Source organism: Mesorhizobium sp. BR1-1-6, assembly GCF_020165355.1.
GTDB lineage: Bacteria > Pseudomonadota > Alphaproteobacteria > Rhizobiales > Rhizobiaceae > Mesorhizobium.
In genome coordinates this window covers 93978-119722 of record NZ_JAIUHZ010000008.1, presented here as the reverse complement: position 1 = coordinate 119722, position 25745 = coordinate 93978, and the positions used below count along the sequence as shown (strand labels likewise).

Genomic DNA, 25745 nt, shown 5'->3' with positions numbered 1-25745 from the left:
GTGACGAGCCTTAAACCTCCAGGTCGTCAGCCGGCTGCAATGCCGGCCCGATTGTTTGCTTCCCCAGTGGCATGACGGCACGGCACCATCTGGTAGGGCAGCATGGCAGGATTGAATCTTTGATAAACATGGAAGGAATAGACTATACATCGAAGTTGGCGATGTAAGGCTGATACCCGACACCGTCTGAGAGGCTCAGGGAGGAGTGTCAGAATGCGTCTGTCGGTTGCCGACATTCGTGCGCTCAGGGTTTTCCGCTCGGTGGTCGAGCATGGCGGATTTACCGGAGCACAGCTTGCTTTGGCGATGAGCCAATCGACGATCAGTTTCCAAATCAACGCGTTGGAGGAACGGCTGGGGTTTTCGCTATGCCAACGCGGCAGGCGCGGCTTCGAACTAACCGATAGGGGCACCGCGGTCTATGAATATTCCCATTCGCTGACTTCAGCGCTGTCGGCGTTCGAGATGCAACTGGGCGAACTGCGCTCCAAGGCGACGGGTGTGCTGCGCGTCGGGATCGTCGATGCCACCGTTACCGATTCAGCCCTGGGCCTCGATGACGTCATTCATCAGTTCATCAAGAAAGCCAGCGAAGTCGATCTGCGCATCACCATCGGCTCGCCTGAACAGCTTATCGCGGAAACCGCCAAGGGCGGGATCGACTTCGCGATCTCCCCCCGCATCAAATTGCTGCCCGGCTATTCGCAGACCGAGTTCCATTATGAAATCAACTCGCTCTACTGCAGCGAGCGCCACCCGCTGTTTTCCCGCAAGCTGGTGACAAAGGCTGATGTGGAAGCATCGCAGATGGTGGTGCGCCCTTATGCCAACAAGTCGGAATTGCAGCATTTCCCCAACGCGCATGTCGGCGCCTATGCTTCGAATATCGAGGCGCAGGCAATGTATATCCTGAGCGGCCACTTCGTCGGCTATCTGCCGGATCACATGACCGTCACGTTTAGACAGAACAACCGGCTTAAGGCGCTGCTTATTCCTGAGGCGCAGATCCGCTCGCCCTTCGTCTTCATCGCGCCAAAGCACAAGAAAGCGTCGCTGTCGCAGAGGATTTTTTTTCAGGAACTGCGCAAAAGGGTGGGGAGTGCCGAAAAATCGGCCGGAAAAGGGCAAGCCGCCGACGCAAAAAACAAGATGCCCAAGGTACGCGGCATGTAAAAACTCCTTTATGCATTGATCCCGAAAAGCGGGAGCCGCTTTTTCGGGATCAATGGTCTGGATGCAGGGCTGCGCTTTAAAGGCGCGGCGCCTTGGCGTCGATCCGATAATGCGCTTCGGTTGGAACGCAGCCTTGACCGTTTACCGGAATGAGGTCCTGCGGGCAGGCTGAGAACGCGACGATCAAATCCATTTCCGCGCACATCGACACATAGGAGCCCGGTCCCGCCACCGGTGCCTCGAAGGTGACCGAACCGTCTTCGCCGACGGGAATGTTCATGAACAGGTTGAGCGGCGAAGGGGTTTCGGGTGGCGTCAGCCCGACCGCGCCGAGGGCCGTCGCCAGATTGTCGGTGCAGTTGTCATGGTGCCCGACATGGCCCAACTGCTGGTAGCGATAGCGGTCGCAGGCGGCGATCAGCGTATCGTGCACGCCACCCGACGTGTCCTGTATCAGGGTCAGCATCGGACGCCGCCTGTTGCTGCACAGCGTGTCGCCGTTCTTCGGGTTCACCTTGAGCATGGCTCCACGACTGTGCTCCATCGACATGAATTCCGCGATATCGTCGGCGCAGAAGGCCCAGGTGTCCACCACCTGGGTGCCGTGGGTGTTGATGACGGTGATCACCTGGCCTTGGGCAACGCGCGTCGCCACGCCCTTGCGGGCAGGAATGACGTGAACCTGACCGTTACTTGCGTTCGTTGGCATCGTTGAATTCCTTTCGTTCAGCGTCCGCGCGCTCCGTGTTCGACAAAGATATAGCCGAGAAAGTTCAGGAGTACCTGTGCTGCTAGAAAGCCGGTGATGCCCGAAGGGTCGTAAGCCGGGGCCACCTCGACGAGGTCGATGCCGACGACGTCGCCGCGCTTCACAAGGCCCCGGAGCATTTCCATTACTTCATAATACAGGAAGCCGCCATGGCTAGGCGTGCCAGTGCCCGGCGCAATCGACGGATCGAAACCGTCGATGTCGATCGTCACATAGTAACGTACGCCTTCCGGAATGGTCGCCAGAACACCTTCGACGCCGAGCTTGCGCGCCTGGCGGACGGAAAGGATCGTCGAGCCGCGTTGGCGCGCATCCTCGTAACCGTCGCGGGCGGTCGAGGAGACGTTGCGGATGCCGATCTGGCTGAGGCCGCTGACATGCGACTGTTCGGCCGCGCGGCGCATCGGATTGCCGTGTCCTTCGCGCACGCCATGACGCACGTCGACAAAGTCGAGATGCGCATCGATCTGCACAATGTGAATGGGGCCATGTTCGCTGAACGCCCTGACGCAGGGAATGTTGATGGCATGGTCGCCGCCCAGGACGACGGGCAGCGCTCCGCGTTCAAGAATCTTGCGGACCGCCATTTCCGTATTCGCGTGGCTGGCCACGGTATCGGTATGCACGATATCCGCGTCGCCTATATCAACCATCCGTACCTTGTCGAGCGGCAGATAGATTTGGTCGTCCTCATGGTCGTAAGCGCCGGCATGACCGAAGGAAAACAGCGTCGAGGCCTCGCGGATGGCGCGGGGGCCGAAACGTGCACCGGAGCGGTACTGGGTCCCCATGTCGAAGGGCACACCCAGCACGGCGACATCCGCGTCGATCTTGTCCCAATCAAGGCAGATCGGCCGTTTACCGAAGGTGCTAAGCCCAACGAAGGGGAGATCGAGCCGCCCACCCTCATACCCGTGTCCAGACATCGAGACTCTCCCTTTCGGATAACCCTCACGCCATCTGGCAGCGACCTTCGATATGAGCCGAAGCGCTTAAGCTGGAGTGAAGCACGACAGGCCTGCGGTCTGTCTGCCTCGTGGCTAGCATGGTCCTGCCACTCCTATCCATCACGAGTATCGGGCGTTCATATCGATTTATCCGGAAATTGGCCGTATTAGGGTTAGAACAAGAGCAGCCCGAAACCGATGGAAGGAAGACTCCCGCTCCGCCGGTGAGCGCTGTCGTTCGAGCTTGCTGTGCCCGAGCAGCACCTGGATGACGCTGATGTCGACATCCTGCTCAAGCAGGTGAGTGGCGAAGCTGTGCCGGAGAGTATGCGGGCTGAGAACGTTCTCACCGCTCCCAAAGCAATATCTCTTGTCAGCCGAGATTTGACGGCCGCGTCTCGCTATTGACGCACAGCTGAAGCAGGCCTACTGGTACATATACCGGACCACTAGACCTCTTCGGATGTAAGGACGGATGGACCTACGAGCGATTCTGACCGACGACGGGAGTGCGCTTGGCGGCGTGCCGAAGCATTCGATGAAGGACTTCGTCGTCCAGAAGATCGCGACATTCATTGCGACCGGCATTCTTGACGTGGGGGACCCGTTGCCAAGCGAGCGTGAACTTGCGGGCGCTTTGTCGGTAAGCCGCGAGACGGTGCGCGGTGCGATCCTAATCCTTTCCACAAAGGGCATCCTTTCCGTCGCCCAAGGCACGCGGACAGTGGTGGCCTCGACGGAAGTCGGGGAACTCGCGGTCCAATCGGCCCGCTATCGCGACATTTCCAGATACAGTCTTGACGACGTGCATGAGGCGCGGTTGCTGATCGAAGATCAGGTGGCGCGGGCCGCGGCTGTCCGGGTTGAAGCCGCGACGCTCGAGACCCTGCAAAAATCGATCGAGGCGCAGGAAGCGGCGATCGACGATCCCGTTCGCTTCCTCATTTGCGATCGCGAATTTCACACGGCCATCTATCGGGCGGGCGGCAATGCCGCGCTGGCGGATATCGCCGCCGATCTCTATTCCTACCTTCTCGACCATCGGCGGCGAGCAGTCGCCCAGCCTTCAAGCATCGCAACGAGCATCGCCGATCACCGTGCCATTCTTGCGGGACTTGAGGCGCGCGATTCCGAGGCGGCCGCAAGGGCCTTCGCGGTCCACGAAACACGCATCTACACCACGACCAAGCAGCTTTTAACGCAATCCGCTCGAAAGGGATAAGAATAGGGGCGGATTGCCGGGCAACCATGCAGCACAACAGGAGGAGTTCCCATGCTGACAAGACGCCTTTTTGCCACCGCAGCCCTCGCGGGCGTTGTCGCGCTGACCGGCATTGCCGGGACGGCGACCGCCGCTCTCGCCGAATCCAAGGAGTTGGTCTATCTGACTCCAGGCCTTGATCTTGCCTTCTGGCGATACCTCTCCAAGGGCATCGAGAATGTCGCAACCAAGGGAGGCTACACCTATCAGGCGCTGGATTCGGGCAACAATGCCCAGACCCAGCTTAAAAATGCCAAGGACGCGATCGCCCGCGGCGTCGCCGGGATCATCATCTCTCCGACAGACAGTTCAACCGCGCCGGCCGTGCTCGATCTCGCCAAGCAGGCAAACATTCCCGTGGTCATCGCCGACATCGGCACGGACAGCGGCGACTATGTGTCCTTCATCATCTCTGACAATTATCAGGGCGCGAACGGCGTCGGCAAAGCGCTGGCCGAGGCAATGAAGGCCGCCGGCAAGCAGGACGGCAGCGTGGGCATTGTCGGCATCAGCCAGGCCCGCCTCAACGGCCAGGCCCGCACCAAGGGCTTCAAGGACGCGATGACAGAGGCTGGCATCACCAAGGAAGCCGGGCTGCAGCAGATGCAGACCTACACCGCGGACGAAACCTTCAAGTTCACGCAGGATATGACGACCGCGAATCCGGACATGAAGGGCCTCTTCGTCCAGACCGACGGCCCGACGCTGGGCGCCTTGCAGGCAATCAAGGCGGCCCGCCTCACCGGCGACGTGCTGGTCGCCGGTTTCGACGGCGTGCCGGAATTCGTGCCGTTGCTGCAGTCGGGCGAACTGGTCGTTTCGGGCATGCAGCAGCCGTATCTGATGGGCCAGGAATCGGGACGCGCGATGGTCGACCATCTCGGCGGCAAGACTCCCGAAAAGAAAATCCTCGTGCCGATCAAGATCGTGACCAGCAAGAACATCGAGCAGGAGCTTCCAACCATCAAGGAAACGGTCTTCGCCAACGAGATGTAATCGGGGCCTGGCCGACATAGGCCGTCCGGGGGCACCCTCCCCCGGACGCTTTATTCGTACCACTTGGAGTGTGTCCTCGGATGGTAGACAGCAGCAAGATTCCCGAGCCGCTTCTCGTGGCTCGTGGCGTCACCCGCCTGTTTGGGAACGCCTACGCGCTCAGCAACGCGTCGATAGCGCTCTGCCGGTACGAGATCTGCGGATTGCTGGGCGCGAACGGCGCGGGAAAATCGACGCTGTCACGGATCGTTTGCGGACACCTGCCGCCTTCATCGGGCGAGATACTCTTCAAGGGTGCTCCCTTGACCGTCGGATCCGCGCGCGACGCGCTGCGTTCCGGCATTGCCCTCGTGGCACAGGAAACCAGTCTGGCGCCCGACATGAGCGTGCTGGAGAATATCTTCCTACCCAGCTACGCGATGCCGGGCCGTCTGTCTTTCAGCCAGTTGCGACACAGGGCGCAGACCATCCTGTCGGAACTTGGCCACGACCACGTACTGCCACTCGACATCGAGGTGCGCCGGCTCTCGGCAGCGCAACGCCAACTCGTCGAAATAGCCAAGGCGCTGGCCCTCAACGCCGATCTTGTCATCTTCGACGAGCCGACGGCCTCCCTCTCGCCGATCGAGGTTGACCGGCTGTTCGAGATTATGGGACGGCTGAAAAACAGCGGGAAGGCACTCGCCTTCGTGTCGCATCGGCTTGAGGAGGTCTTCGCAGTCACCGATCGCGTCACAATCCTGCGCGAGGGCAAGACCGTGGCCGAAAGCGTGCCTACGGCGGGGCTCACGCAGGCCGACGTCATCCGCCACATGGTGGGACGCGACATCGGAAATGTGTATCGAAAGGCCGTCTCGCGAGTGACCACTAACGAGCAGCCGGTGGCTCTGGAGGTAATTGGGCTCAAAGCCCCGCCTTTCGTGCGTGACGTCTCGTTCACGGTGCGCAGGGGTGAAATTCTCGGCCTCGGCGGGCTTGTCGGAGCTGGACGCTCGGAGAGCGCCGAAGCGATATTCGGACTGCGCCACCGCAGCCGCGGGCGCGTCCTTGTCGGCGGCAAGGAGATTGCCCCCAACAGCCCTATCGCGGCAATCCGCGCCGGTCTCGGAATGGTCGCCGAGGACCGGCGGGCCCAGAACATCGTGCCCGACATGACGGTCGGCGAAAATCTCTTCCTCGCCCAGATGGGCAAGCACAGGGGTTTCGGGCGAGGCCATTCGGCGCGCCGCAAGCAGGCCAGCGAGCTGATTTCGCGTCTCGACCTTCCGACCGACCGCATGGATGCAAACCTTCTGCACTTCTCCGGCGGCATGCAGCAGAAGATCATTATCGCGCGCTGGCTGCTGATCGAGCCCGAAGTGCTCATCCTCGACGAGCCTACGAAAGGCGTCGACATAGGGACACGCCAGGCAATCTACGAACTGCTGCGCGAGGTGGCCGAAAGGGGGATAGCCGTAGTCGTGATCTCCTCGGATTTCCAGGAATTACTGGGGATCTGCGAGCGGGTCGTCGTGGTGAGTGACGGCTATACCATCGCCGACCTGCCCGCCTCGCGACTGAGCGAAGAGAGCCTGACGCTGCTCGCCGCGCCCCGAAGCTCAGCCGAGCGCAACACGGCATTCCTGCGCGATCTTGTCGCCGGCCATGGCGGCACGGCATTTTGGGGATTGATCGACGACGACCGGTTCGTCTGCCTCGCGCTCGCCGAGGGTACGCCGGGTGCAACGATGGGACTCGCGGCCGGGCATGTCTATCTTGCGCAGGAGACGGCAATCCCCCTCGCGCTTGGAAGGCGTCAACCCGGCATCGTGACCGAGAATGACGGCCGCTCTACCTTGCTTGCACCACTGTCCAATCGCCGAGGGCACGATCTGGGATGGATCGGGCTCAGCCTGCCGGCCGGCTCCAGGCTGCCGGACGCCGGGGCCCTGTCGGCCCGGATCGCCGGCCTGTTCGATACACCTCAAGACGAAAAGATCGACGCATGAACGCGCCCACACGATCCTTTGCGATGCCCAGATTCGCCAGCACGCTTGAGTTCCGGATGCTCTGCCTCGCCATGGTGCTTGCGGTGATCCTGTCGTTCATCTCGCCGCACTTCTTCACCGAGCGGAACATGTTCAACATACTCGACCAATCGGTGGTGCTTGGCATAGTTGCCGTCGGCATGACCCTGGTGATCCTGACTGGCGGCATCGACCTTTCCGTCGGGTCGGTCGCGGGCGTGACCGGCATCATCCTCGCCCTACTCCTGAAGGAATTCCCCATTCCGGTGGCGATCGCGCTCGCCATAGGTTGCGGCGCCCTGATCGGGCTTTTCTCCGGCGTTCTCATCGCAGTGTTCGGCCTGGCGCCCTTCGTGGTGACGCTCGGGGTCATGGCGATGGGGCGCAGTCTCGCCTACATCGTGTCGGGACAGCGCTCGATTTCGGGACTGCCCATGGGGCTGCAGAATATCGTCTACACGAACCTGCTGGGCATCCCCGCCAACGTCATCTTCCTCATCGCGCTCTACCTCGCCACCTGGGCGTGGCTGACATATTCCAAGGGCGGGCGAACCATCTACGCGGTCGGCTCGAACATCGAAGCCGCCCGGGCGGCCGGCCTCAACACCCTCTTCTACTCGATCTTTCCCTACGTGGCGTCCGGTGCCCTTTCGGCGACGGCGATGACCTTTTCGCTGGCGCAGATCATGTCGGCTGACCCGATCGGGGGGAACCAGCTTGAACTCGACGCCATCGCGGCCGTGGTCATCGGTGGCGCGAGCCTCTACGGCGGACGAGGCACGATATTCGGCACGCTGATGGGGGTTCTGATCATGGTGATGATCCGCAATGGCCTCAACCTGCTCGGCGTCTCGCCGTTCTGGCAGGGGACCGCCATCGGCGCCATCATCATCCTCGCCTTGCTGGCCGAGCGCCTCATCACCTGGAAATCGCGCCGCGTTTGAGACCGGGAGAATCCTATGACACAGTCCGATCCTTCCCGCGCCGTCCGCCTCTACGGCACCGAAGAACTACCGGCAGAGGAGCGGCTACTGAGCGCCGGGCCCCTCAGCGTGCTTTTCGACGGCGCGAACCTGCGCGACTGCCGCATGCATGGCGAAGAGGTGATCCGCGCAATCTCGTTCGTGGTCCGCGACAAGGACTGGGCGACGCTCATTCCGAAGATCACCGACCTGGTCGTCGAAAAGGACGACGATCGCTTTCGTGTGGCCTATCGCGCAAGCGTTGCCAGCAAAGGCGAGACCTTCGGCTATGACGTGGGCATCGCTGGTACCGCGGCAGGCGTTCTGACCTATTCGGCTCGCGGAACCACGCCGACCGGGCTTCTCACGAACCGGACCGGCTTTGTCGTCCTGCATCCCATAGAGGGCATAAGCGGCGCGGCCGCCACGATCACGCACATAAGCGGCGAGAGGGTCGAGACACGGTTTCCTGTGGAGATCGATCCGGTGCAGCCGATGATGGATCTGCGTGAAATCTCGCACCGTACTCCCGGCGGGCTGGAGGTCAGCTGCCTTATGGAGGGCGACGCGTTCGAGATGGAGGACCAGCGGAACTGGACCGACGCCTCCTACAAGACCTATGTTCGTCCCCTCGCTCTGCCCTGGCCATACAGGATCGAGCCCGGCGAGGTCGTCGAACAGAAGATCACCCTGACCGTCAAGGGCTCTCCCAAGGGTCCGTTGCGTCAGGCGGGAGGCGTCGCCGCCCTGACGCTTGGCGAGGCGGAGGGCGCAATGCCCCCTCTCGGCATCGGGCTCCAGCCCGAGGATGCTTCGGCCGCATTGCGGCATCTCGACACGCTGCACCAGCTCGGCGTTGCCCATGTTATCTGCCATCACGATCCGCGGCGCGGCCATGATGCCGAAACGCTGGCGAGGCAAGTCGAGGTCGCCGTCGCAATGGGCGCTCAACCCTGGCTCGAAGCCGTGGTCGAGCACGTCGACGATGCTGGCGCCGCGGCGGAAATCGACTCCCTGGGCAAAATGGCCGCGAGACTCGATCATCGCTTCACGACGGTTCTGGTGTCGCCCGCACCCGATCTCAAATGCACGCTGCCCGGCAGCATCTGGCCGCCAGCGCCGGATGCGGCGAAGCTCTATGCGGCCGCGCGCGCGGCCTTCCCCGCATCTCGCATCGGCGGAGGCATGTTCAGCTTCTTCACCGAGCTCAACCGCAAACGTCCCCCGGCCGAGGCGATAGACCTCGTGACATTCACGACGGCGGCGATCTTTCATGCTGGTGACGACCGCTCCTTGATGGAGACGCTGGAATGCCTGCCGCATATTGCCAGGACCGTGCCGGCGATCGCCAAGGGCCGCCCATATTCCGTTGGGCCGTCCGCAATCGGGTTGCGCGACAATCCCTATGGTGAAGCGCCGGTCGCCAATCCCGCCAACATCCGGCAGGCGGTCAATTTCAATGATCCGCGCCAGCGGGGCGTCATGGGAGCGGCCTGGAACCTGGGCTACTTCGCCGCCTTCGCGGAAGGCGGCGCGGCGGCCATCGCGCTCGGCGCCGCGGTCGGCCCGTTCGGCGTCCTCTCCGTGCCGACGTCGTTTCCGCAGCCCTGGTTCGAAGGCAAGGGCGAGCTCTATCCTGTCTGGCACATCGTGCGAGGCCTGGCGAAGCTCAAAGGCTGCCCGCTCCGTCCGCCGCGATCGTCGGTCCCTGGCGCAGTGCGAGGGATCGCGGCGGTTACCGAAAAAGGCACCGAGCTGTGGTTATGCAACCCCTCGCCCAACGCGCTGGAGGTGCGCCTCCCCGAAGGCTTCGCGCGCGCTGCAATTCTTGACGCCTCATCTTTCGTCGCGGCATCGCGCCAACCGGATCTGCTCGATCGGCTGACGCATGACGGAACGCAAACCCTGTCGCTCGAAGCCTACGCAGTCGTGCGCGCGCTCAGGCAGGTCTGAAGCGGCATCACAAACCAGTCCCGGAAGAGAACGGAGCATCCATGCATATACTCATCATTGGCGCTGGTGGAATGATCGGCCGCAAACTCGCGGCCGAGCTTTCGCGGACAGCATCGCTTGGAGATCGAAAGATCGACCGGATGATGCTGGCGGACGTGACGAAGCCGCCGGTGCCAACCGGTGACATAGGTTTTGTCGAAGCCATTGCCGCCGATATTTCCGCTCCCGGCACAGCGCAGGATCTGGCCGCGCGCCGCGCGGATGTGATCTTCCATCTCGCTGCCATCGTGTCCGGCGAAGCGGAACGCGATTTCGAGAAGGGCTATCGCATCAATATGGACGGCACGCGCGCTCTTTTCGAGGCGATCCGGCTGGAAGGAACCCGGCGGAAATATATCCCCAGGCTGGTGTTCACCTCCTCGGTTGCTGTCTATGGCGCGCCTCTGCCCGATCCTATTCCCGACGACTACATCCTTGCCCCGCTGACCAGCTACGGCACCCAGAAGGCGATATCCGAGCTGTTGCTGGCCGACTACTCGCGCCGCGGCTTCCTCGACGGCGTCGGGATACGCCTGCCGACGATCGTCATTCGGCCCGGCATTCCCAACGCGGCAGCCTCGGGCTTCTTCTCCGGCATCCTGCGCGAGCCACTCGCCGGGCAGCGCTCCGTGCTGCCGGTGAAGGAGACCGTCAAGCATTGGCTGGCGAGCCCGCGCTCGGCGGTAGCCTTCCTCATCCATGCCGCGATGCTCGATACATCCGCGCTGGGTGCCCGGCGCACGCTGAACATGCCGGGTGTCGCGGCCACGGTCTCCGACCAGATTGCCGCGCTCCGCCGCGTGGCAGGGGCCGAAGCCGAGGCGTTGATAGACCGCACGCCGGACGAGGCGATCGAGGCAATCATTGCCGGCTGGCCGAAATCCTTCACGCCCAGGCTGGCCACCAGTCTGGGCTTTGTGGCCGAAAGCACGGTCGACGAACTGATCGCGGTTTACCTGGCGGACGACGCCCCTCGAACCACCCCTTGAGGCAGCGCACGATCGCGGGCATTTCGTGAAAGTTGAATGTGGGAAATTCCGATGCTTCTCGGTTGCATAGGCGATGATTTCACCGGGTCTTCCGACCTGGCCAACACGCTTGCCAAGGGGGGCATGCGCACGGTCCAGTACAACGGCGTTCCCAACACCGCCTCCGACCGCTCGGTTGACGCGGGCGTCGTTGCCCTGAAGACCAGAACGATATCCGCCTCGGAGGCGGTGAAGCAGTCGCTCGCGGCGTTGGAGTGGCTTCGACGCCAAGGCTGCCGCCAATATCTGTTCAAGTACTGCTCGACATTCGACTCGACGCCCGAAGGCAATATCGGTCCCGTGCTGGACGCTCTTGGCGACGCGTTGGGAGCGGCACGCGCGATCGTCTGTCCGGCGTTTCCCGCAACCGGCCGGTCGATCTACCAGGGGCATCTTTTCGTCAACGATCGGCTGTTGAGTGAATCCGGCATGGAGAAACATCCGCTTACGCCGATGACGGATCCCGATCTGCGGCGTTGGCTTGCGCGACAGACCGCGCGCGGGATCGGCCATGTCCCCTACGATGTCGTAGCGGGAGGCCCCCTCCCGATCAGGGATGCTCTGGAGGCGGCATCTGCCAGCGGCTCTCGCTACGTCGTGGTCGATGCCATTCTGGACAAGGATCTTGTCGCCATTGGCGAGGCTGCCGAAGCGGATATCCTGCTCAGCGGCGGTTCGGGAATCGCCCTTGGACTTCCGGCCAACTTTCGTCGGGCCGGGTTGATCGGCACGGCGGCCACGCATTGGATGGGAATACAGGGGCCGGCGGCCGCGCTTTGCGGTTCGTGCTCGACCATGAGCCGGCGCCAGATTGCCGAGCACCGGAAAAGCCATCCGACGCGCGTTGTGGAGGTGGATGCAGTCGTGGACGGCACGGCCAATCCTGTTGAATATGCCGAGTGGGCGATCGACCGCCAGCACCACGGCTTGCCACTGGTGTTCTCGTCGGCCGAGCCCGAAGCCGTCGCCGCCGCACAGAACCGCTACGGGAAGGAGCGCGTCGCGACGGCGGTTGAAGGTTTTTTCGGCGAACTGGCGCGTCAGCTTTCGGCGCGTGGCGTACGCCGGCTGGTTACGGCGGGCGGCGAGACATCGGGGGCCGTCGTATCGGCGCTCAACATTTCGTCATTCGAGATCGGACCCGAGATCGACCCCGGTGTTCCGGCGTTGAAGGCCCGTGACCCGGATATGGTGCTCGCCCTTAAATCGGGCAATTTCGGCTCGGCCGGGTTCTTCGAAAAGGCAGCCGACGTCCTTACGGGAGGCGTTCTACGATGAGCGATGAAACAAGACTCAGGGATCAGATGTGCAGCATCGCTGCGTCCATGTTCGCGCGGGGCCTCACTGCGGGAAGCTCGGGGAACATCTCCGCCCGCCTCGGCGACGGTCGGCTGCTCGTCACGCCGACAGGATCGTCCTTTGGCGCGCTCGACCCCGCCCGCCTGTCGCTCTTCGACGCCGAGGGACGGTTCCTGGACGGCGACAAGCCGACGAAGGAGATGCCGCTGCATCAGGCGTTCTACGAGACACGCGGCGCGCGCACCGGAGCGGTCGTCCATCTTCATTCGACCCATTCCGTCGCGGTTTCGCTTCTGCCCGACATCGATCCCGACAGCGTCTTCAAGCCGCTGACGGCCTATTCGATCATGCGGCTGGGAAAGGTGAAACTGCTGCCCTACATCCGGCCCGGCGACCCGGCGATGGGAGACGCCATGCGCGGACTCGCCGGGAAACGGTCGGCCGTATTGCTGGCCCACCACGGACCCGTCGTCGCCGGCAAGGATCTCGAAGCCGCCGCCTACGCGATGGAGGAACTTGAGGAAACGGCCAAGCTCACGCTTCTCACCCAGGGCTTGCGGCCCAAGATCCTCGCGGCTCCGCAAATTCGCGAGTTGGTGGAACACTTTGACGTGGAGTGGGACGACTGATGCAACTTTCGGCCAATCTGGGATTTCTCTTTCGTAACCTAGCGCTTCCGGATGCGATCCGCGCGGCCAAGCGGCGCGGTTTCGCGGCGGTCGAGATGCATTGGCCGTACGATACCGACGCATCGGTGGTCGCGGCGCTGCTCGCCGAAACCGGTCTTCCGCTGCTTGGCATCAACACGGCCCGGGGGGATGTCGGGGCGGGCGATTTCGGCCTCTCCGCGCTGCCGGGCCGTGAAACGGAAGCGCGCGCGGCGATCGACCAGGCGATTGAATGGGCAGCCGTAACAGGCTGTCGCAACATCCATGTGATGGCAGGAAAGGCAATCGGTGACGAAGCCTTCGCGACGTTCACCGGCAATTTGCGGTACGCTTCGAAGGCGGCGGCACGGCACCACATCGGCATATTGATCGAGCCTCTGAACCCGCGCGATGCGCCGGGCTATCTCCTCTCCGACCTTTCCACCGCACTGCGTGTGATCGATGCGACAGAAGGTGCGGTAAAGGTAATGTTCGACTGCTATCACATGCAGATCATTCAAGGCGATTTGCTTAACTCGGTAAGGCAATTTTCCGACAAGATCGGCCATATCCAATTCGCCGCCGTACCGGATCGTAGCGAGCCCGATCACGGCGAGGTGGACTATGGCTGGCTCCTGCGCGCAATCGCGGACGCCGGCTATGATGGCGCATTCGGCGCCGAATATCGCCCCACTACCGACTCGTTCGGATGGATGAAGCGTTTTGACCACTAGAGGCCTGAGTGCGCGTGCTTGGCGCGGCACGCTTTCGGCCCCGGCGGAGCCGATATCCACGCCAGACAGGAGACGCGAGAATACCCGATCGATAGCGGATCTGCCGCGTTCGGGATGACCTAGGCTAGAAAGCCGACCTTGCGTTCGAGGGGCCAATGCAACTGCCAGGGTCATATGCTGCTATGCTGCGATCAGGGACAAATGTCCCCTTTCAGAAGTTTGCAGTGCAAGTCTGTTGGACTGATATACGGCGCAAAGACGTCGTTCGCGTCATCAGCCGGGGTTGGCGATCTTCTCTGCGCACCGATTGTGGCTGATTGTCCCAGATAGGATTTATATTTGTTATCAGACAGTTACGTCGCGGATTGGCGTGTTTTCGGCGGCGTTTGAGTGGGCCTGAATCACTCCCACTCAATTGTTCCCGGCGGCTTCGACGTCACATCATAGACCACGCGGTTGATGCCGCGGACCTCGTTGATGATGCGGGTGGCGGCGGCGCCCAGGAAGGCCATGTCGTAGTGATAGAAATCTGCCGTCATGCCGTCGACCGAGGTGACGGCGCGCAGCGCGCAGACGAATTCGTAGGTGCGGCCGTCGCCCATGACGCCGACCGTCTGCACCGGCAAGAGCACGGCGAAGGCCTGCCAGATGGCGTCATAGAGGCCGGCCTTGCGGATCTCGTCGAGATAGATGGCGTCGGCTTCGCGCAGGATCTCCAGCTTCTCGCGCGTGATGCCGCCGGGGCAGCGTATGGCAAGACCCGGGCCCGGGAACGGGTGGCGGCCGATGAAACTCTCGGGCAGGCCGAGTTCCTTGCCGAGTGCGCGGACCTCGTCCTTGAACAGTTCGCGCAGCGGCTCGACCAGCTTCATGTTCATGCGCTCGGGCAGGCCGCCGACATTGTGGTGCGACTTGATCGTCACCGACGGGCCACCGGTGAAGGAGACGCTTTCGATGACGTCGGGATAGAGCGTGCCTTGCGCCAGGAAATCGGCGCCACCGAGTTTCTTGGCCTCTTCCTCGAACACCTCGATGAAGAGCCGGCCAATGGTCTTGCGTTTCTTCTCGGGATCCGCCTCGCCTTCGAGCGCACCGATGAAGCGATCCGACGCGTTCACCAGAATGAGCGGCAAATTGTAATGTTCACGGAACATCGAAACGACGCCGGCGGCCTCGTCTTTACGCATCAGGCCATGGTCGACGAGGATGCAAGTGAGTTGGTCACCGACGGCCTCGTGGATGAGCAGCGCGGCGACCGAGGAGTCGACCCCGCCCGAGAGCGCGCAGATGACCTTGCCCTTGCCGACCTGCTTGCGGATCGCCTCGACCGCGTGCTCGCGGTAGGCGCGCATCGTCCAGTCGCCCTCGATGCCGGCGATGTTGTGGACGAAATTCCTGAGCAGCCGGGCGCCGTCGGGCGTATGCACCACTTCCGGATGGAACATGATGCCATACATCTTGCGCTCGACATTGCCGAAGATGGCGAAGGGCGAGCCTTCCGACTTGCCGAACACCTCGAACCCCTTGGGCAAGGAGATGACGCGGTCGCCATGGCTCATCCACACCTGGTGACGCTGGCCGATTGCCCAGAGGCCCTCGAACAGCGGACTTTCCTTCTCGATCTCGACGAAGGCGCGGCCGAATTCGCGATGATTGGAGCTTTCGGCAACGCCGCCCATCTGCACGCACATGGCCATCTGGCCATAGCAGATGCCGAGCACCGGCACGCCGGCCTCGAAGACGATCTGCGGCGCCCGCGGACTGCCGATATCCGTGGTCGAGGCCGGACCGCCGGATAGGATCACGGCTTTTGGATTGATGCGCTTGAATGCCGCCTCGGCCGACTGGAACGGCACGATCTCGGAAAACACGCCGGCCTCGCGGATGCGGCGGGCAATGAGCTGGGTGAACTGGCTGCCGAAATCGACAATCAGGACGGTGTCGGGTTGATTGGCTGTTTTCATGGCGAGCGTTTAGAGAAAGAAACGAGTCGACGCAATGGGTTGCGAACCTGACTTTCAGACCGGTCCCGTCACGTCACCGGGAGATGCCGTCCGAAGCAAGCCCGAGCCGATCGCCTGTTCGAGGCGCATGACGGCATCCGCCAGCTTTTCGTCGATGACGTGCAGATATTCGGTCCAGTCGCCGACATGCCTGAGATCAGCCGCGCCGTCGGAAATGCCGCGCAGCCCAATCAGGGGCACCTCGAACAGTTGGCAGGCGCGCAGGCAGGCGAAGGTCTCCATGTCGACCATGTCGGCCGCGATGGCGTCAAAGGCCGCGCCGGTGATGATTGCGCCGCCCGTCGACAGCGTCGCCTCCTTTATGCCCGGGATGCGCAACGGCAGCGGCACCGTAACCGGCAAATCGAGAAATGGCGTCGCGCCTTTCTCGAAGCCGAGCGGCGAGGCGTCGATGTCGCGATAGCTGACCGAGATGGCCTGGTAAATCTCCGTCTGCTCCAAGGTCCGGCTGCCGGCGGAGCCGAGCGACACGACGAGGTCCGGCAGCGCATCTTGCGACTTCAGCCAGGACAATTCGGCGCCAAGCCGGACGGCTGCCTCGATCGGGCCGACACCGGTCATCAGCGGGGTAAACAGCCGCTGTAGATGCGGCCCGTATTCGGCCTGCACCGCCATGACGAAGAGGACGTTCTTGCCGGACAGGCGCGACACTTTGTCGGTCATGATGATTTACTCCTCCCTGTCCTGCAGTCTTCACCACCTGCTCGCCGGGACCCGCTGCCTCCGGCAGCTCCCGGCGTTCGTGGCCTTTCATCGTGCCACTGGCACGATGAATTCGCCTGCGGCGAACCGGCCATTCACCCAGCAATCCCGTCGCGGCCCACCATCGTCATCATGGTGCCGGTCATGGTGGCGATCAACTTGGCTTCGCCGTCGGCGGCGAAGGCATAGGCCTGGCCGTCGGCGACGATGATGGTGCGGCCAGGCTTGGTCACCGAGCCGCGGAACAGGAAGCGCTCGCCCCTGCCCGGCGCCAGCAGATTGACCTTGAACTCGATGGTCAGCACGCCGGAATTCTCCGGCATCAGCGAGAAGGCCGCATAGCCGCAAGCCGAGTCCAGCGCGGTCGAGATGACGCCGGCATGCAGGAAACCATGCTGCTGGGTGAGTGCGGCCGAATAGGGCATTTCGATTTCGATGATGCCGGGCGTCACCAGCGTCAATTCGGCGCCGATGGTCGCCATCGCCTGCTGGCGCGCGAAGGACGCCCTGACGCGGTCCTCATAGTCCGGAGCGGGTACGATCTTTGCTGCCATGGCCGTCGCTGCTTTCACCTTTGCCGGAAAAGCTTATTGCAGAGGCGTGAGCGGCAAGCAATCATCCAATGCTGCACTGCAGCAATTTGATCTCGAGAGCGGAAGCGCAAGTTTCGCTTCCGCTCCATTCAGGAAGCCCTACGCAGCGCGCAGATGTAGAAACCGTCGGTGCCGCTCAGCGCCGGCGACAGGCAGATACCGCCCAGCGCGCCGAGCCGCATCGCCGTTTCATGGCCGGGAAAACGGCTGTCCCAGAGCCGGCGATGGTCGACCGGGGCAAAACCGCCATTGCGCTGGCAAAACGCTGCGACCTGGTCGCCATTCTCCTCGTCGAACACCGAACAGGTGACGTAAACCAGCAGGCCACCCGGCTTGACGAAGCTGCTTGCGGTATCGAGGATCGCCATCTGCTCGCCCTTGCGGGCGTCGAGCTGCCTTTGCGTCAGCCGCCATTTGGCGTCCGGGCGCCGCCGCCAGGTGCCGCTGCCGGTGCAAGGCGCGTCGACCAGGACGAGGTCCACATGGCCAGTGAGCGGCGACAATTCCGCCGGCTTGGTGACGATCTGCACGTTGCGGTTTTCCGAGCGGCGGATGCGGTCGAAGATCGGCGCCAGCCGCGCCTTCTCAGCATCATGGGCGAAGACCTGACCCGTATTGCCCATCGCCGCCGACAGCGCCAGCGTCTTGCCGCCGGCGCCGGCGCAGAAATCGAGCACCTGCATTCCAGGCTCGGCGCCGGCAAGAGCGGCGGCGATTTGCGATCCCTCGTCCTGGACTTCGAACCAGCCCTTCTGGAAAGCCGGCTCGGCCTGCACGTTGGGATGCCGGCCGTCGCCGTGGATCGGCGGTATGCGAATGCCTTGGGGCGCGATTTGGGCTGGCTTGGCGCCGGTTTCGGCAAGTTCCGCCAGCACTTTGGCCCGATCGGCCTGCAAAGTGTTGACGCGGATGTCGAGCGGCGGGCGGGTGGCGAGCGCCGCGCCCTCCTCGACCCAGGCCTCACCGAACGCGCGTTGCAAAAGCGGCTCGCACCAATCCGGTATGTCGGCGCGCACCGCGGGCGGCGCGTCGGCAACCCGCCGCTCGTCGGTTGCCTGGAGTTCCGCGGGCGTCAGCAGCGGCGGCGCGAACTTGTCGCCGTCGAGCGCTTCGTTGAGCGAGCGCGCGGTCTGGCCCCATTCGAGCAGCAGGGCGCCGAAGCCGATGGCGCGCGGCGTGTCCTCGCCCAGCAGCCAGCCTGCCGAGCGCTTGCGGCGTAGCGCATCGTAGACGATGTTGCCGATCGCCGCACGATCGCCGCCGCCGGCGAAACGGTGCGACAGGCCCCAGTCCTTCAGCGCATCGGCCACCGGCCGGTGACGCCGGCCAATGTCTTCCAGCACTTCGATGGCCGCAGCCAGCCGTCCGCCTAGTCGCATTCTTCAGTCCACCAAATCGAGCGCATCATTTCGGTCTGCTCTTAGAGCCTTTCACGGTGAGATTGAACCCCGCCCCCTCTCGCGACGGCAGGCCGCCTGTTGGGATCGGCGAAAACCGCTCGAGCAGTAAATCTTCCGGTGCGGTCAACAGCAGTTCGTCAATAGATGCAAGCTCTCTAATGTTCTTAACTGGGGGCTGCAAGCACGGTAGGGATACGACAGCTCAGCTTTCCAAGTTTTTTGGTTGGGAATACTCTTACCACCATGATTCGCGGCGCGGAAAGCGTTTGACCGGCGGATCGTCACGAGGAGAGGGCAATGAAGACTTATCTGGCGGAAGTTCTAGGCACATTCCTGTTGGTGTTCATCGGCACCGCGTCGGTGGTGACGGGCGGCTTCGGCGGCGCGCTGCCGCTGGGACAAGAAGGCATCGGGCTGGCCTTCGGCATCGGCCTTATCGCGGCCGCTTACGCGATCGGCCCCATTTCGGGCGCGCATCTCAACCCGGCTGTGACACTCGGCGTGTTCCTTGCCGGCCGGTTGCCGGCCAAGGACGTCATCCCCTACTGGATCGCGCAGATCATCGGCGCCATCCTGGCATCGCTGGCGCTGTGGATCATCGTCTCCGGCCAGGCCGGGGGACACACTGGCGGCTTCGGCGCCAATGGCTGGGACGAGACGAAATGGGGCGTCTCTTCCGCGTTCCTGTGGGAGCTGATCGGCACCTTCACCTTCGTCACCGTGATCCTCGGCGTTACCGCGGAAAGGCATGCGACGGCCTTCGCCGGACTGGTCATTGGCCTGACGCTGGCGGGCATCCACTTCGCCATGATCCCGGTGACCGGCACATCGGTCAATCCGGCCCGTTCCATTGGCCCGGCGCTGTTCTCGGGCGGCGCCGCGATCAGCCAGCTCTGGCTGTTCATCGTCGCGCCGCTGATCGGCGGCGCCATTGCCGGCGTCGTCGCCAAGGCGCGCGTCTTCGAAAAGGACTGACTTCGGAAGCCTGGACAAGAAAAAGGCGCGGGGCCAAGCCCCGCGCCTTTTTCTTGGGTCGAGAAGTCCTTGCTCGGATCAGGCAGCGATGTCGAACCGGTCGGCGTTCATCACCTTGGTCCACGCCGCGACGAAATCCCTGGCGAATTTCTGCCCGGCATCCGCGGACCCGTACACCTCAGACAGCGCACGCAGCTGCGCATGCGAGCCGAAGATAAGGTCGGCGCGGGTACCGGTCCACCTGACCGCCTTGGTCTTGCGGTCGCGCGCTTCGTAGATCTCATCCGAACCGGCGGCCGGATCCCAGACCGTGTTCATGCTGAGCAGGTTGACGAAGAAGTCGTTCGTCAGCGTGCCCGGCCTGTCGGTGAACACGCCGTGCCTGGACTTGCCGGTATTGGCGCCGAGCACCCGCAGGCCGCCGACCAGCACCGTCATCTCCGGCGCGGTCAGCGTCAGCAACTGTGCCCGGTCGACCAGCATCGCCTCGATCGACATCGGCTGCGGCCCCCGGACATAGTTGCGGAAGCCGTCGACTTTCGGCTCAAGCGCGGCAAAGGAGGCGACGTCGGTCTGTTCCTGCGAGGCATCCATGCGGCCCGGCGTGAACGGCACCTTCACCTCGTTTCCACCATCCTTCGCCGCCTTCTCGATCGCGGCGACGCCGCCGAGCACGATCAGATCGGCCAGCGAGATCTTTTTCCCGCCGGTCTGTGCCGCGTTGAACGCCTTCTGGATGGATTCGAGCGTGGCAAGCACCTTGGCCAATTCAGCAGGTTGATTAACGTCCCAGTCCTTCTGCGGCGCCAGCCGGATGCGGGCGCCGTTGGCGCCGCCGCGCTTGTCGGAACCCCTGAACGTCGAGGCCGAAGCCCAGGCGGTCGAGACCAATTCGGAAACCGACAGGCCCGAGGCCAGGATCTTGGCCTTCAGCGATGCGATATCCTGTTCGCTGACCAGTTCATGGTCGACGGCCGGGATGGGATCCTGCCAGATCAGCTCTTCCTTCGGCACGAGCGGGCCAAGGTAGCGAACGACCGGGCCCATATCGCGATGGGTGAGCTTGAACCAGGCGCGGGCGAAGGCGTCGGCGAACTGATCCGGATTCTGGTGGAACCGCCGCGAGATCTTCTCGTAAGCCGGGTCAACCCGCAGCGCGAGGTCGGTGGTCAGCATGGCCGGCGCGCGGCGCTTGGAGGGATTATGCGCGTCCGGCACCGTGCCGGCACCGGCGCCGCCCTTAGGCGTCCACTGATGGGCGCCGGCCGGGCTTTTCGTCAATTCCCATTCGTAGTTGAACAGGTTGTCGAAGAAGTTGTTGCTCCATTTGGTCGGCGTCGTGGTCCAGGTGACCTCGAGCCCCGAAGTGATGGCATCGCCGGCAATGCCCGACGCGTGCTTGCTCGACCAGCCGAGGCCCTGCGCCTCGATGCCGGCGCCTTCCGGCTCGGCGCCAACCAGCGAGGCATCGCCGGCGCCGTGGGTTTTGCCGAAGGTGTGGCCGCCGGCGATCAGCGCCACTGTCTCCTCGTCATTCATCGCCATGCGGCCGAAGGTTTCCCTGATGTCGCGTGCCGAGGCAAGCGGATCGGGCTTGCCGTTCGGGCCTTCCGGATTGACGTAGATCAGGCCCATCTGCACGGCCCCGAGATGGCCGCGAAGCTCGCGGTCGCCGGAGTAGCGCTCGTCGTCGAGCCATTTGGTTTCCGATCCCCAATCGACGTCCTGCTCGGGTTCCCAGACGTCGGCGCGGCCGCCGGCGAAGCCGAAGGTCTTGAAGCCCATCGATTCCAGGGCGACATTGCCGGTGAGGATCAGCAGGTCGGCCCAGGAAATCTTGCGGCCATATTTCTGCTTGACCGGCCACAGCAGGCGGCGCGCCTTGTCGAGATTGGCGTTGTCAGGCCAGCTGTTGAGCGGTGCGAAACGCTGCTGGCCGGCGCCGGCGCCGCCGCGGCCGTCACCGATGCGGTAGGTGCCGGCGCTGTGCCAGGCCATGCGGATGAACAGCGGCCCGTAATGGCCGAAGTCGGCCGGCCACCAATCCTGCGAATCCGTCATGACATGGTGCAGGTCCTTGATCACCGCGTCGAGATCGAGGCTCGCGAACTCCTTGGCATAGTCGAAGTCCTCGCCCATCGGGTCGGAGAGGTTCGACTGCTGGTGGAGAACGCCGAGGTCCAGCTGGTTGGGCCACCAGTCACGGTTGGTCCTGGCACCGGGTCCATGCGCGACAGGGCATTTGCCCGCGCTGTTGTCGTCGGTTTTCGCGTCCATCTTGCACTCCAATTTTGCCGAGGGTTCCGGGCAGCCAGCGCCGCCATCCTGGAATGATTCCAGACTAGGCCAGCCTGCCGATAAAAACAAATTGCCTTTCCTGTTCCTTTCAATAGGATTTTCTTATGATAGGCCTAACCGTCCGCCAGATGCATTATTTCGACGCACTTGCGCAGACGCTGCATTTCGGGCGTGCGGCGAAACTTGCAGGCGTGAGCCAGCCGGCGCTGTCCTCGCAGATCGCGGAAATGGAGCAGCGGCTGAACTGCCGGCTGTTCGAACGCGGCGGCAAATCGGTGCGCATGACCGACGAGGCGGCAGCCCTTTTGCCGCGCATCGAACGCATCCTTTCCGACATACGCGAGGTCGAGACCATCGCCCGGCGTGGCCGCCCTGCCATGGGAGGGCGCTTCCGGCTGGGCATCATTCCGACCGTCGCGCCCTACCTTTTGCCGCGTGCGCTGCCCGAGCTGAAAATGCATTTCCCGGACTTGATGCTCGAACTGCGCGAGGCGGTGACCGCCTCGCTCGTCGAGGACATCGCGTCGCAAAAGCTCGATGCTTTCATCGCCGCGCTTCCGCTCGACCATCCCGGCCTGGTGACCGAGGCTTTGTTCCCCGACCGGTTTTTCCTGGCCGTGCCGTCAGGCGATCCGGCTTTCGCCTCGCCGCCGGTGCCGCCTGAAAGCCCGGCGCTGGAAAGGCTGATGCTGCTGGAGGAGGGCCATTGCCTGCGCGAACAGGCACTGGCTGTCTGCGGCAATGTGCGGCCGGTGGCGATGGCAAGCTACGGCGCCACCAGCCTGACCACGCTCTTGCAGATGGTGGCGCACGGGCTCGGCGTGACGCTGATCCCGGAAATGGCCACGGGACCTGCCGGCACTATCCCCGATCTCAAGATCGTGCCGTTCCAGGAACCCATGCCGCAGCGCACGATCTGCTTTGCCTGGCGGCGCAACAGCACCTTGCACAATGAGTGCAGGGAGCTGGCGAAGATCATACGAGGATTGGCGGCGGCGGTGCAGGCGGTGTGAAGGACGAGGAGCCCAAGCTTACTATCGGCCCAGGCAAACCTCGAATGTGCGCCTGTTGAACGGCTTGAGTGGATAGCTCGTCTTCATAAAAGCAAGTGGGTCAAGTGCCACGGAACGTGTTGGGCAGAATTACGGACCGGGCTCATCGTTGGGTCCATAATGGCATACAGGAAGAATGCGACACGCCTGCGAACCGGCCGTTGCGCAAGCCGGCGGGCGTCGCGACTTCAGGCGGCGGTGCTGGCGCGGCTTGGCTCAAGAATAGACTTGACCTTGTCGGCGACCGCGCGGCCGAGATCGGCGTTGTTGCCAGCGGTGAAATGGATGCCGTCGATACCGTCCGTGGTGACGAAATCGCCGGCATTCAGAAAGTCGATCTTCATGAAATCCGCCATCGCCTTGTACTGCCTGGCCAGCTCCCTGGATTTTTCGTGGCCGCCGCCGAACATGCCCTCGAACCAGGGATCGGGCATCGGGGTCAGCGGCGGCGGCGCGATGACCAGCGCCTTCGGAGCCGGATAAGGCGTGCCGATACCGCCGGCGCTCGTCAGGATCTGCCCGACCAGTTTCGCCATTCCGTTGGCGATCTCGTAGGGTGTCCGGCGAAAATAGGATTTCGTGTCATTGGTGCCCAGCATGACGATGACCAGATCCAGCGGCAGATGGCTGGCGATGGCAGAGGGCAGGTAATTGGCGCCGTTGAGGCGCGGGTCGTTGGGATCGTCGAGACAGGTCGTGCGCGCACTCAAACCTTCTTCGATGATGTGGTAGCCCGCTCCCAGCGCCGCCGCCATAACACCCGTCCAGCGCTGGTCATAGGGGTAGCGGTAGGTCGGCGACCCTTCCTTGACCGGAACCCAGCCCCAGGTCAGCGAGTCGCCGTAGCACATGATATTTTTTGGCGGTGACATCCATGTTTCTCCATCTGTTTGCAGTTGTCTGAACGTGCAGATCTATCGATCCAGCCCTAACGCCGGTGCCGGCTTGCCTTGTTTCGATTCAGGAGGTTCGCACGCGCACTCCGTAGAAGATCGCCGCACCGAGGATGATGACGCCCTGGGCGATGAGCTTGCCGGGTTCGTCGATGCCGAGCACCGTCATCACGACGAACAAAAGCGCGAAGCACAGCGAGCCGAAGAAAGGTCCCCAGACGCCGCCGTCGCCGCGACCGAAGGCGACGCCGCCAAGGATCGTCGCCGCGACTGCCAGGATCGGCAGGTCGAGACCGACGCGCACGCTGCCGACGGCGATTGAACCTGTCTGTACCAGGGCCGCGATCGCCGCGATCAGGCCGGCGAGCGTATGCGCCAGGATGACCGTGCGCTGGACCGGCACGCCGGAAAAATGGGCGGCTTCGGCATTCTCGCCGACAGAGGCCACGTAACGACCAAACACTGTCTGCGACAGAAGCAGCCACACCGCGGCGGTCAGCATGATCCAGAACAGCACCGGCGTCGGAACCGACAGGAACTTCGTGTTGTAGAGGTCGTTGAACAGTTTCGGCACATCGCCGGGTGGATTGCCGCTCGACAGGAACTGCACCAGTCCGACCAGGATGATGCTGACGGCCAGCGTGACTATGACGGCCGACACCCGCCGGATGCCGATCATGAAGCCGTTGAACAGGCCAATGACGAGGCCCGTGGCGAGCGCCAGTACGACGAAGAAGGGCAGCGACGCGCCCGGGAAACTGCCCGACGAGATGAAATAGTTGATCAGCAGGATGATGCCGCCGCCGGAGAGGTCGATCGACTTCACGCGCATGACGACGAGCTGCCCCAGCACGAGAATGCCGAGCGGAACGATCTGCCTGATGAAGATGCCCATGATGTTGAGGTTGAGCATGTTCGGCCGTGCGACCCACAGCGTGGCCAGAAGCACGAGGAAGACAAAGTAGGACGGCGGTATGCGAAGCAGACGCCGGGCGATCGGGTTTGCGAGAACGGCAGTCATCGCTCAGAGCCCCATCTTCTTGCGGGATTGCAGCCCGACCACGGCCAAGAGAATGCCGCCCTTGATCGCCGTCTGGACAAAGGGCGAGACGTTGGCGAGGTTCATGCCATTGGCCAGCAGTGCCATCACAAGCGCGCCGATCACCGTGCCGTGCAGGCTGCCGATTCCGCCTGAAAGCTGGGTGCCTCCAAGTGCCACGGCGGTGACCGTGTCGAGTTCGAAAAGCAACCCGACATTTGGATCACCCGACACGATGCGCCCGGCCAGGAAGACACCGGCAACGGCCGCGAAACAGGAGCAGACCACATAGGCGAGGATGATGTTGCGGCGATCGGAGACGCCGAAATTGCGGGCAGCGCTTTCGGCCCCCGACGCGATGCCGCCGCCGATCGCAAACAGATGCAGGCCGTATCGCGATCCGTAGAGCAGCTTCCAGGCCAACAGCATCACGACGATTCCCCAAAAGACCGGATAAGGAATACCGAGGAAACTGCCTGAGACGGCAGCAATGACGATCTCCGGAACGGTGCCGCCGGAGACGGGACGCAAGATGCGCGTGATGCCAAGGACAATGTACTGCGTCGATAGCGTGGCGATGATTGGATGGACGTTGAAACGGGTGATCGCCAGGCCGTTGATCAGCCCGATGAATGCGGCCAGCACGAAGACCGCCGGGATCAGCACGATCGCCGGCTGGTCGAGCGCCAGCACCGCCGTCGTGAAACTGATGACCGAGCCGACCGATAGATCGAGCCCGCCGACGAGCACGACGACGAGTTGTCCGGCCGCCGCGATGACCAGCGGCATCGCCTGCGCAACCAGGTTGAAAAGGTTTTCGGCCGTTGCGAACTGCGTCGTCTGAACCGACAGCCACAGCGAAATGAGCAAGGCAACCAACAATGGCAGAACCCATTGGCCCTGCCGTGTGTTCCGGCCACTCACGATGTTGGACAGGCTACGATACATGGAAGGC

At 63.1% G+C, this 25745-nt stretch carries 22 protein-coding genes and 1 pseudogene; 12 read left to right on the top strand and 11 right to left on the bottom strand.

Annotation, left to right across the window (positions count from 1 at the left end):
• Positions 1 to 213 precede the first annotated feature (213 nt).
• Positions 214 to 1173: a LysR family transcriptional regulator gene (locus LB545_RS17575; protein WP_224705551.1), complete on the top strand. Its 960-nt coding sequence runs from the start codon at positions 214 to 216 to the stop codon at positions 1171 to 1173.
• Between the two features lie 76 nt (positions 1174 to 1249).
• Here LB545_RS17575 and LB545_RS17570 read toward each other — a convergent pair whose 3' ends face one another.
• The 3 genes and pseudogenes from LB545_RS17570 to LB545_RS17560 form a co-directional block, all read right to left on the bottom strand.
• Positions 1250 to 1882: a DUF1989 domain-containing protein gene (locus LB545_RS17570; RefSeq protein WP_140498324.1), complete on the bottom strand. Its 633-nt coding sequence runs from the start codon at positions 1880 to 1882 to the stop codon at positions 1250 to 1252.
• Between the two features lie 17 nt (positions 1883 to 1899).
• On the bottom strand, positions 1900 to 2868 hold the full coding sequence (speB, locus tag LB545_RS17565) for an agmatinase (RefSeq protein ID WP_140623922.1): 969 nt from the start codon (positions 2866 to 2868) through the stop codon (positions 1900 to 1902).
• Between the two features lie 258 nt (positions 2869 to 3126).
• A pseudogene (locus LB545_RS17560) lies at positions 3127 to 3258 on the bottom strand (tyrosine-type recombinase/integrase); the annotation flags it as partial.
• Positions 3259 to 3364: 106 nt separating this feature from the next.
• Between LB545_RS17560 and LB545_RS17555 the strand changes: the two are divergent.
• From LB545_RS17555 to LB545_RS17515, 9 genes are all read left to right on the top strand, one after another.
• The gene (locus LB545_RS17555) at positions 3365 to 4111 is read left to right on the top strand and encodes a FadR/GntR family transcriptional regulator (protein WP_140498326.1); all 747 of its coding nucleotides are present in this window, start codon (positions 3365 to 3367) and stop codon (positions 4109 to 4111) included.
• 51 nt (positions 4112 to 4162) lie between these two features.
• A complete protein-coding gene (locus LB545_RS17550; RefSeq protein ID WP_140498327.1) occupies positions 4163 to 5146 on the top strand; it encodes a substrate-binding domain-containing protein in 984 nt (327 codons plus the stop codon).
• A gap of 80 nt (positions 5147 to 5226) precedes the next feature.
• Positions 5227 to 7134, top strand: coding sequence for a sugar ABC transporter ATP-binding protein (locus LB545_RS17545; RefSeq protein WP_140515078.1), 1908 nt, complete (start codon positions 5227 to 5229; stop codon positions 7132 to 7134).
• Between the two features lie 23 nt (positions 7135 to 7157).
• The gene (locus tag LB545_RS17540) at positions 7158 to 8096 is read left to right on the top strand and encodes an ABC transporter permease (protein WP_224619126.1); all 939 of its coding nucleotides are present in this window, start codon (positions 7158 to 7160) and stop codon (positions 8094 to 8096) included.
• 15 nt (positions 8097 to 8111) lie between these two features.
• On the top strand, positions 8112 to 10067 hold the full coding sequence (locus LB545_RS17535) for a hypothetical protein (protein WP_224705550.1): 1956 nt from the start codon (positions 8112 to 8114) through the stop codon (positions 10065 to 10067).
• Positions 10068 to 10108: 41 nt separating this feature from the next.
• Positions 10109 to 11095, top strand: coding sequence for a D-erythronate dehydrogenase (gene denD, locus LB545_RS17530; RefSeq protein ID WP_224705549.1), 987 nt, complete (start codon positions 10109 to 10111; stop codon positions 11093 to 11095).
• A 51-nt stretch (positions 11096 to 11146) separates the two neighbouring features.
• Entirely contained in the window at positions 11147 to 12412 is a 1266-nt protein-coding gene (otnK, locus tag LB545_RS17525; protein WP_140560425.1) for a 3-oxo-tetronate kinase, read from the top strand.
• The gene (gene otnC / locus LB545_RS17520; protein ID WP_224705547.1) at positions 12409 to 13062 is read left to right on the top strand and encodes a 3-oxo-tetronate 4-phosphate decarboxylase; all 654 of its coding nucleotides are present in this window, start codon (positions 12409 to 12411) and stop codon (positions 13060 to 13062) included. The genes otnK and otnC overlap by 4 nt, the downstream gene beginning before the upstream one ends.
• The gene (locus LB545_RS17515) at positions 13062 to 13814 is read left to right on the top strand and encodes a hydroxypyruvate isomerase family protein (RefSeq protein ID WP_318012546.1); all 753 of its coding nucleotides are present in this window, start codon (positions 13062 to 13064) and stop codon (positions 13812 to 13814) included. The genes otnC and LB545_RS17515 overlap by 1 nt, the downstream gene beginning before the upstream one ends.
• A gap of 401 nt (positions 13815 to 14215) precedes the next feature.
• Here LB545_RS17515 and guaA read toward each other — a convergent pair whose 3' ends face one another.
• The 4 genes from guaA to LB545_RS17495 all read right to left on the bottom strand — a co-directional run bounded on the left by guaA (position 14216) and on the right by LB545_RS17495 (position 18512).
• Complete coding sequence (gene guaA, locus LB545_RS17510; protein WP_140498335.1) at positions 14216 to 15778, bottom strand: glutamine-hydrolyzing GMP synthase; 1563 nt, start codon at positions 15776 to 15778, stop codon at positions 14216 to 14218.
• A 54-nt stretch (positions 15779 to 15832) separates the two neighbouring features.
• Positions 15833 to 16501 (bottom strand): 5'-methylthioadenosine/S-adenosylhomocysteine nucleosidase, encoded by a 669-nt coding sequence (locus tag LB545_RS17505; RefSeq protein WP_224705545.1) that lies wholly within the window; start codon positions 16499 to 16501, stop codon positions 15833 to 15835.
• A gap of 134 nt (positions 16502 to 16635) precedes the next feature.
• Entirely contained in the window at positions 16636 to 17094 is a 459-nt protein-coding gene (locus tag LB545_RS17500) for a PaaI family thioesterase (RefSeq protein WP_027146613.1), read from the bottom strand.
• 128 nt (positions 17095 to 17222) lie between these two features.
• A complete protein-coding gene (locus LB545_RS17495) occupies positions 17223 to 18512 on the bottom strand; it encodes an RsmB/NOP family class I SAM-dependent RNA methyltransferase (protein WP_224705543.1) in 1290 nt (429 codons plus the stop codon).
• Between the two features lie 318 nt (positions 18513 to 18830).
• Here LB545_RS17495 and LB545_RS17490 point away from each other — a divergent pair, with 318 nt between their 5' ends.
• Positions 18831 to 19508 (top strand): MIP family channel protein, encoded by a 678-nt coding sequence (locus tag LB545_RS17490; protein WP_140498338.1) that lies wholly within the window; start codon positions 18831 to 18833, stop codon positions 19506 to 19508.
• 78 nt (positions 19509 to 19586) lie between these two features.
• Here the strand turns inward: LB545_RS17490 and katG are convergent, their stop codons facing one another.
• Positions 19587 to 21785 carry a catalase/peroxidase HPI gene (katG, locus tag LB545_RS17485; protein ID WP_140524776.1) on the bottom strand — a complete coding sequence of 733 codons (2199 nt, stop codon included), beginning with the start codon at positions 21783 to 21785 and terminating at the stop codon, positions 19587 to 19589.
• Between the two features lie 125 nt (positions 21786 to 21910).
• Between katG and LB545_RS17480 the strand changes: the two genes are divergently transcribed.
• Positions 21911 to 22819, top strand: coding sequence for a hydrogen peroxide-inducible genes activator (locus tag LB545_RS17480; protein ID WP_140515065.1), 909 nt, complete (start codon positions 21911 to 21913; stop codon positions 22817 to 22819).
• Positions 22820 to 23046: 227 nt separating this feature from the next.
• Here the strand turns inward: LB545_RS17480 and LB545_RS17475 are convergent, their stop codons facing one another.
• The 3 genes from LB545_RS17475 to LB545_RS17465 form a co-directional block, all read right to left on the bottom strand.
• Entirely contained in the window at positions 23047 to 23730 is a 684-nt protein-coding gene (locus LB545_RS17475; protein WP_140498341.1) for an SGNH/GDSL hydrolase family protein, read from the bottom strand.
• An 88-nt stretch (positions 23731 to 23818) separates the two neighbouring features.
• Positions 23819 to 24772, bottom strand: coding sequence for an ABC transporter permease (locus tag LB545_RS17470; RefSeq protein ID WP_140498342.1), 954 nt, complete (start codon positions 24770 to 24772; stop codon positions 23819 to 23821).
• A gap of 3 nt (positions 24773 to 24775) precedes the next feature.
• A complete protein-coding gene (locus LB545_RS17465; RefSeq protein ID WP_140498343.1) occupies positions 24776 to 25738 on the bottom strand; it encodes an ABC transporter permease in 963 nt (320 codons plus the stop codon).
• Positions 25739 to 25745 lie beyond the last annotated feature (7 nt).

What these genes read in the sequence shown, in the direction of transcription:
- LB545_RS17575 (WP_224705551.1), top strand. Translation starts at nt 214, where the DNA reads ATGCGTCTGTCGGTTGCCGACATTCGTGCGCTCAGGGTTTTCCGCTCG.
- LB545_RS17570 (WP_140498324.1), bottom strand. Translation starts at nt 1,882, where the DNA reads ATGCCAACGAACGCAAGTAACGGTCAGGTTCACGTCATTCCTGCCCGC.
- speB (WP_140623922.1), bottom strand. Translation starts at nt 2,868, where the DNA reads ATGTCTGGACACGGGTATGAGGGTGGGCGGCTCGATCTCCCCTTCGTT.
- LB545_RS17555 (WP_140498326.1), top strand. Translation starts at nt 3,365, where the DNA reads ATGGACCTACGAGCGATTCTGACCGACGACGGGAGTGCGCTTGGCGGC.
- LB545_RS17550 (WP_140498327.1), top strand. Translation starts at nt 4,163, where the DNA reads ATGCTGACAAGACGCCTTTTTGCCACCGCAGCCCTCGCGGGCGTTGTC.
- LB545_RS17545 (WP_140515078.1), top strand. Translation starts at nt 5,227, where the DNA reads ATGGTAGACAGCAGCAAGATTCCCGAGCCGCTTCTCGTGGCTCGTGGC.
- LB545_RS17540 (WP_224619126.1), top strand. Translation starts at nt 7,158, where the DNA reads ATGCCCAGATTCGCCAGCACGCTTGAGTTCCGGATGCTCTGCCTCGCC.
- LB545_RS17535 (WP_224705550.1), top strand. Translation starts at nt 8,112, where the DNA reads ATGACACAGTCCGATCCTTCCCGCGCCGTCCGCCTCTACGGCACCGAA.
- denD (WP_224705549.1), top strand. Translation starts at nt 10,109, where the DNA reads ATGCATATACTCATCATTGGCGCTGGTGGAATGATCGGCCGCAAACTC.
- otnK (WP_140560425.1), top strand. Translation starts at nt 11,147, where the DNA reads ATGCTTCTCGGTTGCATAGGCGATGATTTCACCGGGTCTTCCGACCTG.
- otnC (WP_224705547.1), top strand. Translation starts at nt 12,409, where the DNA reads ATGAGCGATGAAACAAGACTCAGGGATCAGATGTGCAGCATCGCTGCG.
- LB545_RS17515 (WP_318012546.1), top strand. Translation starts at nt 13,062, where the DNA reads ATGCAACTTTCGGCCAATCTGGGATTTCTCTTTCGTAACCTAGCGCTT.
- guaA (WP_140498335.1), bottom strand. Translation starts at nt 15,778, where the DNA reads ATGAAAACAGCCAATCAACCCGACACCGTCCTGATTGTCGATTTCGGC.
- LB545_RS17505 (WP_224705545.1), bottom strand. Translation starts at nt 16,501, where the DNA reads ATGACCGACAAAGTGTCGCGCCTGTCCGGCAAGAACGTCCTCTTCGTC.
- LB545_RS17500 (WP_027146613.1), bottom strand. Translation starts at nt 17,094, where the DNA reads ATGGCAGCAAAGATCGTACCCGCTCCGGACTATGAGGACCGCGTCAGG.
- LB545_RS17495 (WP_224705543.1), bottom strand. Translation starts at nt 18,512, where the DNA reads ATGCGACTAGGCGGACGGCTGGCTGCGGCCATCGAAGTGCTGGAAGAC.
- LB545_RS17490 (WP_140498338.1), top strand. Translation starts at nt 18,831, where the DNA reads ATGAAGACTTATCTGGCGGAAGTTCTAGGCACATTCCTGTTGGTGTTC.
- katG (WP_140524776.1), bottom strand. Translation starts at nt 21,785, where the DNA reads ATGGACGCGAAAACCGACGACAACAGCGCGGGCAAATGCCCTGTCGCG.
- LB545_RS17480 (WP_140515065.1), top strand. Translation starts at nt 21,911, where the DNA reads ATGATAGGCCTAACCGTCCGCCAGATGCATTATTTCGACGCACTTGCG.
- LB545_RS17475 (WP_140498341.1), bottom strand. Translation starts at nt 23,730, where the DNA reads ATGTCACCGCCAAAAAATATCATGTGCTACGGCGACTCGCTGACCTGG.
- LB545_RS17470 (WP_140498342.1), bottom strand. Translation starts at nt 24,772, where the DNA reads ATGACTGCCGTTCTCGCAAACCCGATCGCCCGGCGTCTGCTTCGCATA.
- LB545_RS17465 (WP_140498343.1), bottom strand. Translation starts at nt 25,738, where the DNA reads ATGTATCGTAGCCTGTCCAACATCGTGAGTGGCCGGAACACACGGCAG.